We start from the raw sequence: 12272 nt of genomic DNA, 5'->3' as shown, positions 1-12272 counted from the left end.
ATTTTCGTGCGATTCGTGCGATTCGTGCGATTCGTGCAGATTCGCCTTCGCCGTGTCATGCAGCCTGACGCAGTGTGTCCCCTGTCTGTCGGTACAGGCCTGCGATCAGATCCACTTGCGTAATCATTCCCGCCACGTGTCCCGATGCATCGAGTACCGGAATATGGTGATGGCCGTGAGTGGCAAAAATCGGCACGAGGTCGGTGATCGGCGCGTTCGTGCGGATCGTGCAGACCTCGGTGGTCATCACGTTGCCGACGGTCGGCGTACGTAGCCCGTCGCCGCGAAGCCATCCTTCGAGATAGCGCGTGAATGGCGCCGGTTTATCGACTCCGCGCCTGTCGGCGAGATCGGCGCGCGTCACGATGCCGATCAGATTCCGGTCGGTGTCCGTTACCGGAAGCGCCTTCACGTTGTTGCGTTTCAGCAGATCCCACGCGGCTGTCGTGTGCGTGTCCGCCGATACCGACACCACGTGACGCGACATGATGTCTTCGCAAGTCAGTTCGTTGAAGCTGCGCGAAAACGCCTGAAGCTGTGTTTCCCGCAGCAGCGATTCGAGGTCATCGGGATCGATGTCGAGCATTTCGCTGCGGCGTTTCAGAACAGCATCGAGGTCGGCGCGCGTGAAGCTGTCGCGCGCCGGGTTTGCAGCGTTATTTGGCGTGACGGCAACGCGAGCCTGCCGCCCCGAATGCGGATAGCGATGACCCGTAGCCGCGTGATAAGCGATTGCCGCGACGAGCAGTGCGGCCGACTGGATCGCAATCGGTTCGAGTACGAAGCGATATCCCAGTGCGTGAATGGCCGGTCCGCCGAGCACCGCCGTCAAAGCGACCGCGCCCGATGGCGGATGAACGCAGCGCAGCGCGAACATTCCGCAGATCGACAACGCGACGGCAAGCGCGGCCGCGAGCACGGGTTCGCCGATTGCGTATGCACAGGTCACGCCGATCGTCGCGGACACCAGGTTGCCGCCGACGATCGACCACGGCTGCGCCAGCGGACTCGCGGGCACGGCGAACAGCAACACCGCTGAGGCGCCCATCGGCGCGACGAGCAGCGGAATGTTCGCAGTGGGCCCGAGCAGCAGGAACATCGTGCCGCCGGTGAAGGCGATGCCGAGCAGCGCGCCGAGGCACGAGCGCGCGCGCTCCTGCCATCTCACGGTGACGGGTGCAGGAATAAAGCTGGCGAGCCAGCGGAGGGCGATGGAGCGGAACAAGATAGATACGGGACAAGGAGTGAAGGCGCGACGCCGAGCCGTGATTATATGTCAACGTGATATAAATGCGCTCGCGTGGCTCCGCTCATGCGCCACGGCGAAATTATCACGTTGTGATGTGAAATGAAAACAGCCGGATTTTGGGCAGCGGACGGACTAGCTAAAGTCATTCACGCTGAGCAGAACCATCGCCAGACGCGGATTGAAACGCCGCGACTTGTAGGCCGCCGAACGAATCTTCGACTGGTTTGCGGTGAATACTTCAGTGGGAGAGTAGCCGGAATCGTCGGCGAGAATGCGCATGGCGGCACTGGATATGCGGCCTGGAATCGTCGCTGTGCCGTCTTGGATCGTGAAATTCAGATCGCCGCCGCGCGCGTCGTCGCGAGGGTCTGTTACCGCGAAGAGGTTTTCCATGGTCGCATGTCCAATCCAGAGATTGCCGGGTAAGTCCCGCGAGCAAGTGATGACTGGAGGCGGGGTCGAAAACGGTATTCCTGAAACCGGTCAGTGGTTTGGAGCGATGCGAAAGCGGCTGACTCATTTGGCATGGACGCAAAAAATGTTCCGCGAATAGCTGGTTGCGCTGAGGATTTAATTGCGTGCGTGCATTGACCAATAGGGCCTCGGCAGCGCGTCGTGCCTCTTTGCGCAGTCATAACGCATAGAGGCAACGTCAACAACTTCGCATGACAGACCGGCTGCAGGCTAACCGCTCCGTCTCATTGATACATCCCGTTTGGCAGACGACCGTGATAAGGCGTATTCCGGCAGTGTCCCCACGGACCAAGCCACGATCCCGGAGGGCACGCATAGCTCGCAGCGGCGGGCGCCGCATAAACCACCGGCGCCGGTTCGACGATCACGGGTGCTGCGTAACGGCATTGGCCCCACACGTTACGCCATCCGCCCGGACCACAACCTTGCGCGGCTTCTGCGGTACCAATGGAAAGCGCCAATGCGGTGGCGGCGACTACAACGGCTGCAAGATGTTTGCGGTTCATGATCGACTCCTGTCGGTTTGCGTCAGAGTTGTTCTGACTGACGGGACTCATTGTGCGCGGCGACAATTAGCAGAAAATGAGCGCGCATGCTGTTCATCTGCTGCGAGGTTTGCGCACTTCTTGAGTGAAGCGGCGCGGCATGCCAAAGGCCTCTAAACGCATCCATCACCTGGGTGAAGGCCTGGAGAAAAGCGAACTCACATCGGGCACATAACGTGCTGCTCGTTGCGCAACGTACAAAAAACCGCGGAGCCTCCCAATGGCAGTGTCAAGCACCATCGGAAAACGGACCGGAAAAATCATTGCATGGCTGTTGGGTACTCTCGTTGTCCTGATTGTCGCGCTGGTCATTTTCATTCTCGCGTTCGACTGGAATCGCGCCCGGCCTTACATCAACGATAAGGTTACGCAGGCCATCGGCCGGCCGTTCGCAATTAATGGCGATCTGAAGGTGGGGTGGAAGCACCCCGTGGGCGAAACCGGCTGGCGTGGCTGGGTGCCCTGGCCGCGTTTTTCGGCGGCCAATATCACGGTGGGCAATCCCGACTGGACCAAACACCCGCAGTTCGCGACGCTCGATGAAATCGACTTCGAAGTCAAGGTGCTGCCGCTGCTTGCGCACGACATCGTGATTCCGGAGATCAACCTCGTGAATCCTTCGGTCGATCTCGAGCGCATGCTTGACGGCCGTAATAACTGGACTTTCAAAATGGCGTCGTCGAGCGGGCCTTCCGAATGGAAGCTCGAATTGAACGATATCGCCTTTGCGAAGGGCAATATCGCGCTCTCCGATCAGCAGAAGAAGGTCGATCTGCAAATGGTCGTCGATACGCTCGGCCAGCCGATTCCGATCGGCGAGGCAATGAAGCAGCAGGAAGCGGCGTCGCGTAGCGCGTCGGCGCAAGCCATCGGTAAGGCGGGCGCGAGCAAGCTGACCGCCCAGGCCAACGCGCAGGCAGCGTCGGAAGCGGCGGCAGCATCGGCGGCGGCTGCGTCAGGTGCTTCGTCGACGGATATCACGGCGTCGGGAACGACTGCGGCTACGGGCGCTTCGGGCGCGCTGGTCGCGGGTGGGGCGGCCGGGGCAAGCGCGGGTGCAAGCGAAGCCGGAGTCGCGAGCCAAACGCCCGAAACCGCCAGCGGCGCGATGACCGCCTCGGGCGCAAGCGGTACGGTGACGACGGCCGGAGCGAAGCCGGAAATTCCGCCGTACGCGATCGGCTGGACCGTCAAGGGCACCTACAACAAGACACCGGTGGCGGGCAGCGGCAAGGTCGGGGGCGTGCTGGCGTTGCAGGACGCGAATCGTCCGTTCCCGGTGCAGGCCGATGTGAAGGCGGGCGATCTGCATGTCGGCCTGGTCGGCACGATTACCGAGCCGGCTCATCTGGCCGCCGTCGATCTGCGGCTCTGGCTGCAAGGCAACAGCATGGCGCGTCTCTACTCGCTGACCGGCGTGACCTTGCCCGACACGCCGCCTTACGCGACCGAAGGCCGTTTGATCGGCCAGTTCAAATCCACCGGCAATGTCTTCAAGTATGAAAATTTTACAGGCCGGGTAGGCGGCAGTGATCTGAACGGCTCGTTGACCTATACCGCGCGTGAGCCGCGTCCATTGCTGCAGGGCGAACTGATCTCGCATCTGCTGCAATTCGCCGATCTCGCCCCGGTGATCGGCGCGGATTCGAACGCCAGCAAGGCCAAGCGCGGCGACGCGACCGCGCAGCCAAGCAATAAGGTGCTGCCGGTCGAAGAGTTCCGCACCGACCGCTGGAAGGCAATCGATGCCGACGTGAAATTCACCGGCCGGCGCATCGTCAAAAGCTCCGATCTGCCGATCACCGACCTGTACACCCACGTCGTGATGACCGATGGCGTGTTGTCCCTGGAACCGTTGAAATTCGGCGTGGCAGGCGGCTCGCTCGCGTCGAACATTCATCTCGACGGCAGCACCACGCCGCTCAAGGGACGCTTCTCGACCTCGGCGCGGCATCTGAAGCTCAAGCAGTTGTTCCCGAACTTCAAGACGATGCAGAGCGCGTTGGGCGAAATCAACGGCGATGCCGCTTTGACCGCCACGGGCAATTCGCCGGCCGCGTTGGCGGCCACTTCCAACGGCGAGGTGAAAGCGCTGGTGACCGACGGCACGGTGAGCCGTCTGCTGATGGAAGCGGCCGGTCTGAACGTCGCGAACGTGGTGTACGAAAAGCTGTTCGGCAATCGGGACGTGAAGATCAACTGTGCGGCCGCCGATTTCGTCGCGACCGACGGCGTGCTCGAACCACGCGTGTTTGCCCTCGATACCGACGACGCGGTGATCAACATCGACGGCACCGTTAATCTGCGTGACGAGACGCTGGACCTTGGCGTGCATCCGCATACGAAGGGTTTCCGGGTGTTTTCGCTGCGCTCGCCGCTCTATGTGAAGGGCACGTTCAAGGACCCGCATGTTGGCGTGAACGCGGCCGCGCTGGCGCTGCGTGGCGGCGCGGCGGTGGGGTTGGGGCTGATCAACCCGTTCGCTGCGCTGATTCCGTTGCTGGCTCCGAGCAACAACAAGCCGTTGCCGTGTGCGCAGTTGCTCTCGCAAGTGAGGCAGGCTCCGACGGCGCCGCCGCCGGGCGTCAAGCAGCAACCAAAAGCGGCGCTTTCGCTTGATGGCGCGCCGGTCAACAAGTCGGTTGGCGGGGCTTCGTCACCCGCCGCAGCCAGCGACGCGAAAGACACCAGGAAGAAGCCCGCTGCGATGTCGCCGGCAAGCGCTTCGTTGTACAAGGGGAGCTGATGTTTTCGACGTTACCTGCAGACTGGCTGAGCTGGAGTCTGGGCGGCGGCCTTTCATTCGTCTTTCTATGGCTGATCAGCGTACCCTCGGTGCGCGGTCATAGTGAAGACGCGATAACGGAGTGAGTGGGCGGGGGACGGCCGTCATTACCTGAGAGTGCGCACGATCAAACCGGGTCTCGATCGAAGCGTGACTCGATGGAGCGCACTCGGGCGCGTCAAGGCAACTGGGGAAAGAGAAGAGGGACTCTGGCAACGCCGCCGTCAAGAAAGTGGCGCTACCAGCGACTCAAAAGAGAACAACCTGAGAAGAAACCGGCGCGACTGCGCTTACCTCAACGACCTTGGAGCGGTATCGCCGGCCGCATCCTGCCGACGCACCCCGCGACGCGAACCGCCCACACGGGTCGCACCGAATTCCGCGAGAATCTTGCTGCGCGCACGACTGGCGAAAACGAGAAAGCCGAAACCGTCTGCCTCATACCAGTAACCGCCGTTCTCGAGACCATCGAGCGGCTGCTCCAACGCATTCGTAATGGATTCGATGCAGCGCCGGCGCAATTCCGCCGGTGCCGGATACGGAGGTTGCGCGCCCCGCACGCTGCATAAGAGCACGTCGAGCCCAGGCAACACATGCGCGTAAAGGACCGGCTCGTCTTGCGCACGGGCGCGCGCAATTTTGGTGTCGAGCTGACCGAAGGGCTTGAAATGCCGCAGTACCGCGAGGAACGACTCATCGCCGTCCACCTTCGCGCGTCTACGCTTTTTCGGGAAGGACATAAAAATTCGCCTGAAAAAGAATTGCAAAAAACGCTGCGTCCTCATGCGACAACTCCCGGCTTCGCGCGCCGCACGTCGATCTTTTATAGCATACGACAAGGCCGGATTCACGATGATTCGACGACTGCGCCGCCTCACCGCTTCCCGCACGAATCATGCCGAACCGCCTCGCCGCGCGCTTTCGCATCCCAGCACATCTGTCTCCATCATAGACGCACGAGCCGCCGAAAAAACACCTCGTACCAATAAAAAAGTCATTTTTGTGTGGGCCAGCGCATCTTGCCGCTACATTGAAATATCTCGAATTCACGTCGATAATGGCCCGTCCGGCTGCACTGCACCGTGCGTTCCGGCCGGTATGCCGGTCGCGTGAACGAGATGATGCCTCACACGTATCTGCGTGGTTCGGGATTCGCTTTGGTCACGACCGGACCGATCCCTGAGCGACCGCTTTGCGACCCTTCGGGCGAACATGAAACTATTCACCAGGGGGCTGCTGCTGATTGCCGTGCCGAGCGCGGTCGAGCTGGCGCTCCTTGGCGTCGTCTTCGATACCCAGGAGCAGACGGCGCAGGCCGCGCAGTGGGTCACCAACAGCAAGCAGATCCTCTATCAGTCGTCGGCGATCATCGACCCGCTGCTGCGTCAGGCAGCACGGGTCCGTACCGCCATGGTCACCGGCGACGTCTCGCTGATCGACCGCCATACGGTGTGGGTCGACGTCGGCGACCGTCTGTCGAAGCTCGACGCCCTGGTTGCGGGAACGCCTCAACAGGTCGCGCGCGTGCACAACATGCAGCGCGCCATCGACGAATATCGCGAGCAAACCGCCGAAATCTCCCGGGCCTTGCACGACGGACACAGCACGAAGCCATTCATCGCACGGGAAACGGGCGCGTTGCCGCAGCAGGTCGCGTTGTTTCGCGACGAACTTGCCGGATTCGGCCAGGAGGCGTCGCGGCTCGACGCCGAGCGCTCGGCTGCGCTTGCCAGGCGGCGGGACCGGCAGCAATACGCATTGATTGCGGCGGTGATAGGCTCGATGCTGATCTGGGCCGGCACGGCGGTGGTGTTCGCGCGAAGCATCGGCCGGCGGCTGGAAGTGCTGACCGGAAACGCCGAGCGCCTGGGCAGCGGGCGCCCGCTCGCGGCACCCCTGTCGGGCAGCGACGAAATCGCCGCGCTCGACGCAGTGCTGCATCAAACCGGCACGCGGCTGCGCGCAGCGGACAGCGAGCAGGCCAGCCTGAAAACGCGGCTCGAAGCGCGCGCGCGGGAACTGGCGGGCCTCAACGAAGAGTTGCGGCAGGAAACACAAGACAACGAAATGTTCATCTACAGCGTGTCGCACGATTTGCGCTCGCCGCTGGTGAATCTGCAAGGGTTCTCCAAAGAATTGCAGGTGTCCTGCGACGAACTGGGTGGCATCGTCGCGCAGGCGGGATTGCCGGAGGCGGAGCATCGTCGTATGGCGCATATTCTCGACGGTGATGTGCGCGAATCGCTGTACTACCTGCGCACCGCGGTAACGCGGGCGGCGGCGATCATCGAGGCGCTGTTGCGGATTTCGCGCGCGGGGCGGCTCGAATATCAGTGGCAGCGGGTGAGCGTAGGGCGGGTGGTGAGCCGCGTGGTCGACGCGTTGCAGGGCCCGATCGCTCAGCGCTCGGCAACGGTGACCGTGCGCGAGTTGCCGCCGGCATGGGGCGATCCGGCTGCGGTCGAGCAGATTTTCAGCAATCTGATTGGCAACGCGCTGAATTTTCTGGATCCTGCGCGTCATGGTCGAATCGAAGTCGGTGCGTTGGAGGCCGAAGCGGTCGACGAAACCGAGCCGCGCGCGGTGCGCATGCGTACGTATTACGTTCGCGATAATGGCCTGGGCATTCCAGCCGCTTATCTGTCGAAGGTGTTCCGCGCGTTTCAGCGCCTGCATGGCGAGGTCGCGAGCGGCGACGGTATCGGCCTCGCGGTGGTGCGGCGTACCGTCGAGCGGCATGGCGGGCGTGTGTGGGTCGAGTCGGCCGTCGGCGCCGGGTCGACCTTTTTCGTGGTGCTGCCCGAGCAGCCGTTGCGCGGTTGAGGCGCAGCTGAGCGGCACGGCCTTCGTCAGGGCCAGCAACAAAAATGACAGGTAACTTGCATAGACGAATCTGTTAGCACGGAGAGCATATGAGTCACGGGGATACGGTCAGCATCGTACTGATCGAAGATGACGACGGACATGCCACGCTTGTCGAGCGCAATTTGCGCCGTGCGGGCATTTCGAATCGCTTCGTGCGCCTTCACGACGGGCAGCAGGCGCTCGATTATTTCTTCGGTCCGGCTCCGGCGGACAACGCCGGCACGCTGGCCGCAACGGCGACCGCGACCTCCAGTCAGGCGTCGAATCCGTATCCGCCGCTCGAAGATCTGAGCCATTTCGTCGTGCTGCTCGATCTGAAGATGCCGCGCGTGGACGGCTTCGAAGTGCTGCGTCGTCTGAAAGAATCCCCGAAAACGTCCGCCGTGCCCGTGATCGTGCTGACCACCACCGACGACCCGCGCGAAATCGCCCGTTGCTATGAACTCGGCTGCAACGTCTACATCTGCAAGCCGGTCGAATACGATGCATTCATCGAGGCGGTGCGCCGGCTCGGCTTTTTCCTGCAGGTCGTCAAGCTGCCGCCCGGCCACCGGCTCGCCGCGCCGTGAGCGTTTTTCGGACGACGCCGTAAAAGCCGCCCGAAAGCCGCGCGTGACAAGATAGACAAGACCGGCCACATCGACCGCATCGACCACCTGACCTAGCCAGAGAAACTCCGCATGACCGAAGAAGTGTCCACGCAGCCCGCCGCGTATGTGCTAGTCGTCGATGACGACGAAGGCATCCTCCGGCTCGCGCGCAAGTCGCTCGAACGCGCCGGTTGCCGGGTGGCGATCTGCGCCAGCGTCGACGCGGCGCGCGAACGCCTCGCCGGCGGCGGCCCCGACCTGCTGGTCCTCGACTATCAACTGAGCGGACCGGAAACCGGACTCGACTTTTTCCGCCGTCTGCGTGCTGAAGGTGTGCGGATTCCGGCGATCCTCGTGACGGGTTTTACCGACGAGTCGCGCGTGATCGAAGCGCTGCGTGCGGGCGTGTCCGACGTCGTGCCGAAATCGGGTGACTATCTCGACTATCTTCCGGAAGCCGTGGAACGCGTGTTGTCGCAGGTGCGCCTGCAACGGGCGTCGGACGAAGCGCTGTTGCTGCGCGATCGCGAACAGCATTACCGGACCCTGTCGGAAGCCTTGCCTCACCTCGTGATGACCTGCAACGCGGCGGGCGATTGCGATTTTCTGTCGAAACAGTGGTACGACTACACGGGTCTCGCCGAAGACAGTTCGTATGGCCTCGCGTGGCTCGATGCGGTTCACGCGGACGATCGCGAGCAGATCCGCCGCAGCTGGCTAAAAGCGGTGGCGAGCCAGGCGGGCGACTATCGGCATGAGTTGCGGATTCGGCGGCACGACGGCGAATATCGCTGGTTCGACGCGCGCGTGGTGGCGATGCGCGATGCCGAGCGCAACGTCAACAAGTGGTTCGGCAGTTTCACGGATATTCATTCGCAGCGCGAGGCGAGCGAGGAGCGCGAACGGCTGCTCGCGTCAGAGCAGGCCGCGCGTCAAACGGCCGAAGAGGCGAATCGCGCAAAAGACCGCTTTCTGGCGATGCTGTCGCACGAATTGCGCACGCCGCTCACGCCGGTGCTGGCCGGGGCGAGTGTGCTGGAGATGATCCCCGATTTGCCGGACCAGGCGCGCAGCAGTGTGCGCATGATTCGGCGCAATGTCGAACTCGAAGCACGGCTGATCGACGATCTGCTCGACCTGACGCGGGTGGCGAACGGCAAGCTGCGCCTGTCGCTTGAAACCGTCGACGTGCATGACGTGATGGACAGCGTGCTCGAACTTTTCCGCAGCGAGATTCAGGTCAAGCAGCAGGACGTGCACGTGCAAAAGCACGCTGCGCATCACTATGTGCTGGCCGATCGCGCCCGCCTGCAACAGATGCTGTGGAACCTGATTCGTAACGCCGCCAAGTTCACGCCCGACGGCGGCCATATTTACGTACGTACACGCGATGAGCGAATGCACGTGCAGATATCGGTCGAAGATACGGGTATCGGCATCGAGCCGGAACAGATCGGCAAGCTGTTCAACGCATTCGAGCAGGGCAACCAGAACATGACGCGGCAATTCGGCGGCCTCGGCTTGGGGCTGGCGATTACCAAGGCGCTCACCGATGTTCACGGCGGCACCGTCATTGCACAAAGCCCTGGCGCGCACTGCGGCGCGACTTTCACGATTACGCTGCCCACCGCCGCCGCCCCCGATATCGTGCAGCCGGTGGTCGCGCCGGCCCAGGTGCATCCGGAGGGATTGCTGACTATTCTGCTGATCGAAGATCACGAAGATACCGCCGAGGTGATGGCGCAACTGATACGCAGCCTCAGTCACGACGTGACGGTGGTGGGGCGCGTGGACGATGCGCTGGCCGCCACGCAATTGCAAAATTTCGATCTGATTGTCAGCGATGTCGGATTGCCGGACGGCACCGGTCTCGATTTCATCAAGGCATTCCGCGAGCACTCGGATGCGCCGGCAGTTGCGTTAACCGGTTTCGGTACCGATGAAGATGTGCGTCGTTGTCTGAGTGCCGGCTTTACATCGCATTTAACGAAGCCAGTCAATTTCGGCCAGCTTGAAACGATGATTGAAGGCGCGGTGAATCTGAAAGCGCAGAAAGAAGCCTGACGTGTCGCGTTATCTGCGCGATGGGGGCAATAAAAAGCGACTCAACAAATTGAAAGGCCTGTTGCGACAGATATCGCAACAGGCCTTTTTTATTGGCTTCGACTCGATAATCGCGCGTGCTTAACGCGGCGAGTTCTTCAGCGAATCGCGGATTTCACGCAACAGCAAAACGTCTTCCGGCGTGGGTGCCGGTTCTGCCGGCGCGGCCGGAGCCGGCTTGCGCAGATTGTTGATGAACTTGACCATCAGGAAAATGATGAACGCGAGAATGATGAAGTTGATCAGCACCGTAATGAACGAGCCGTAACCGAATACCGCAACACCCGCCGTTTGCAGATCTTTATATGACTCCGGGTTGCCTTTGTAGGACGCAGGAAGATCGCCGAGCCGAACGAACTTGTTGGAGAAGTCGAGGCCGCCGAGTGCGAGCCCGACAACCGGCATGATCAGGTCTTTCACAACTGAATTGACGATGGTGGAAAATGCGCCGCCGATGATCACACCAACCGCGAGGTCCATCACGTTGCCCTTGAGGGCGAATTCCTTGAATTCCTTGATCATGCTCATAGAGATTCCTCCCAAGTATCGATAAGCGAATGATACCAACCTGAGAAGGATAGGCTAGTGCTTTGCCACAATATGCAAGGATTGTTTGCTTACTGCGGAAACTGTGACTCGCCGTGCCGCGCGCGCTCTATATGCTCAGCAAAACTGACCGGATCGGTATTCGTGCCGCACAGCAGTACACCCACGCGTTTGCCTTGCAACTGATCGCGCAGCGGACCGAGCAAAGCGGCGGTAGCAGCAGCGCAAGCGGGTTCCACCGCCAGCTTCAGTTGTCCGAATAAGATCAGCATGGCGGCGCGAAGCTGGTCGTCCGAAACCGTCACCAACTGGTCGATATGACGGCGGCACAACTCGTAGCTGTATTCCTCCGTATGCGGCGACATTAGCGAGTCGGCAATGCTGTGCATGTGGCCCATCTTGACCGTGTGATTGGCCGCAAAACTCTTGCCCATCACATCAGCGCCTTCGGGTTCGACGCCATAAACATGCACTTGCGGATTCGCGAGACGCATCGCCGTCGCCACGCCGGCAGCGAGTCCGCCACCGCCCACCGGCACGATCACCGCTTCGAGATCGGGCGATTGCGTGGCCCATTCATATCCAAGTGTGGCCGATCCCAGCACCGTGCGATAGCCGTTAAACGGATGCACGAAGTAGCGGCCTTCTTCAGCCTCGACATGGCGCACCAGTTCAAACGCTTCAGCTATATCTTCTGCGTAGACGATGTCGGCGCGATACTGCCGGCACAGCGCAACGCGTGCCGGATTCGCTGAACGGAACAGCACGACCTTCGCGCTGATGCCCAGACGCATGGCCGCATACGCGACGGCGACGGCATGATTGCCGCCCGACACGCAGGTCACGCCCGCGCTACGCTGCGATTCGTCGAGGGCAAGCAGGTTCGTGAACGCGCCGCGCGCCTTGAAACTGCCGCCCGCCTGCAACAGTTCAAACTTGAAATTCACCACTGTGCCTTCCAGCGATGAAAAATCCAGCCGGTCGAACACTGGCGTTCGCATGACCCACGGCGCCAGTGCAAAGTGCTGCGCGGCGATGTCGTCCAGTGTGGGGATCGGCTCGCCGTCGATCGTGTGGTCCGTATGTTGCGGCGTGGCGGTTGACATGGCGTGGGC

Annotated in this window: 10 protein-coding genes; 4 read left to right on the top strand and 6 right to left on the bottom strand. The window is 61.6% G+C overall.

The window, feature by feature from the left end:
- Positions 1–55: 55 nt before the first annotated feature.
- The 3 genes from ABH945_RS07035 to ABH945_RS07025 all read right to left on the bottom strand — a co-directional run bounded on the left by ABH945_RS07035 (position 56) and on the right by ABH945_RS07025 (position 2229).
- Positions 56–1225, bottom strand: coding sequence for an HPP family protein (locus tag ABH945_RS07035; protein ID WP_429250113.1), 1170 nt, complete (start codon positions 1223–1225; stop codon positions 56–58).
- 156 nt (positions 1226–1381) lie between these two features.
- Entirely contained in the window at positions 1382–1642 is a 261-nt protein-coding gene (locus ABH945_RS07030) for a hypothetical protein (RefSeq protein ID WP_074763925.1), read from the bottom strand.
- Between the two features lie 305 nt (positions 1643–1947).
- The gene (locus ABH945_RS07025; protein ID WP_074763926.1) at positions 1948–2229 is read right to left on the bottom strand and encodes a GCG_CRPN prefix-to-repeats domain-containing protein; all 282 of its coding nucleotides are present in this window, start codon (positions 2227–2229) and stop codon (positions 1948–1950) included.
- 259 nt (positions 2230–2488) lie between these two features.
- Between ABH945_RS07025 and ABH945_RS07020 the strand changes: the two genes are divergently transcribed.
- Entirely contained in the window at positions 2489–5014 is a 2526-nt protein-coding gene (locus tag ABH945_RS07020; protein ID WP_429250112.1) for an AsmA family protein, read from the top strand.
- A 329-nt stretch (positions 5015–5343) separates the two neighbouring features.
- On the opposite strand, the gene ABH945_RS07015 is transcribed toward ABH945_RS07020, so the two are convergent.
- Positions 5344–5838, bottom strand: a complete 495-nt coding sequence (locus ABH945_RS07015) for a hypothetical protein (RefSeq protein WP_074763928.1) — start codon at positions 5836–5838, stop codon at positions 5344–5346.
- Positions 5839–6265: 427 nt separating this feature from the next.
- On the opposite strand from ABH945_RS07015, the gene ABH945_RS07010 reads away from it, so the two are divergent.
- From ABH945_RS07010 to ABH945_RS07000, 3 genes are all read left to right on the top strand, one after another.
- The gene (locus ABH945_RS07010) at positions 6266–7876 is read left to right on the top strand and encodes a sensor histidine kinase (protein ID WP_429250111.1); all 1611 of its coding nucleotides are present in this window, start codon (positions 6266–6268) and stop codon (positions 7874–7876) included.
- 89 nt (positions 7877–7965) lie between these two features.
- Entirely contained in the window at positions 7966–8487 is a 522-nt protein-coding gene (locus ABH945_RS07005) for a response regulator (RefSeq protein ID WP_429250110.1), read from the top strand.
- Between the two features lie 111 nt (positions 8488–8598).
- Positions 8599–10572, top strand: coding sequence for a response regulator (locus ABH945_RS07000; protein WP_429250109.1), 1974 nt, complete (start codon positions 8599–8601; stop codon positions 10570–10572).
- Between the two features lie 120 nt (positions 10573–10692).
- Here ABH945_RS07000 and mscL read toward each other — a convergent pair whose 3' ends face one another.
- Positions 10693–11139 (bottom strand): large conductance mechanosensitive channel protein MscL, encoded by a 447-nt coding sequence (gene mscL, locus ABH945_RS06995; RefSeq protein WP_074763932.1) that lies wholly within the window; start codon positions 11137–11139, stop codon positions 10693–10695.
- Positions 11140–11228: 89 nt separating this feature from the next.
- The gene (locus ABH945_RS06990) at positions 11229–12263 is read right to left on the bottom strand and encodes a threonine/serine dehydratase (RefSeq protein ID WP_074763933.1); all 1035 of its coding nucleotides are present in this window, start codon (positions 12261–12263) and stop codon (positions 11229–11231) included.
- Positions 12264–12272: the final 9 nt, after the last annotated feature.

Origin of the sequence: Paraburkholderia sp. GAS333 (assembly GCF_050435665.1) — a bacterium.
Lineage (GTDB): Bacteria > Pseudomonadota > Gammaproteobacteria > Burkholderiales > Burkholderiaceae > Paraburkholderia > Paraburkholderia fungorum_A.
Note: the sequence above shows the minus strand (reverse complement) of the source record. Positions and strands in the feature narration are given on the sequence as shown.

Bases quoted from the DNA above. Each gene is read 5' to 3' on its own strand.
- ABH945_RS07015 (WP_074763928.1), bottom strand. From the start codon at position 5,838: ATGAGGACGCAGCGTTTTTTGCAATTCTTTTTCAGGCGAATTTTTATG.
- ABH945_RS07005 (WP_429250110.1), top strand. From the start codon at position 7,966: ATGAGTCACGGGGATACGGTCAGCATCGTACTGATCGAAGATGACGAC.
- mscL (WP_074763932.1), bottom strand. From the start codon at position 11,139: ATGAGCATGATCAAGGAATTCAAGGAATTCGCCCTCAAGGGCAACGTG.
- ABH945_RS07020 (WP_429250112.1), top strand. From the start codon at position 2,489: ATGGCAGTGTCAAGCACCATCGGAAAACGGACCGGAAAAATCATTGCA.
- ABH945_RS07025 (WP_074763926.1), bottom strand. From the start codon at position 2,229: ATGAACCGCAAACATCTTGCAGCCGTTGTAGTCGCCGCCACCGCATTG.
- ABH945_RS06990 (WP_074763933.1), bottom strand. From the start codon at position 12,263: ATGTCAACCGCCACGCCGCAACATACGGACCACACGATCGACGGCGAG.
- ABH945_RS07030 (WP_074763925.1), bottom strand. From the start codon at position 1,642: ATGGAAAACCTCTTCGCGGTAACAGACCCTCGCGACGACGCGCGCGGC.
- ABH945_RS07000 (WP_429250109.1), top strand. From the start codon at position 8,599: ATGACCGAAGAAGTGTCCACGCAGCCCGCCGCGTATGTGCTAGTCGTC.
- ABH945_RS07010 (WP_429250111.1), top strand. From the start codon at position 6,266: ATGAAACTATTCACCAGGGGGCTGCTGCTGATTGCCGTGCCGAGCGCG.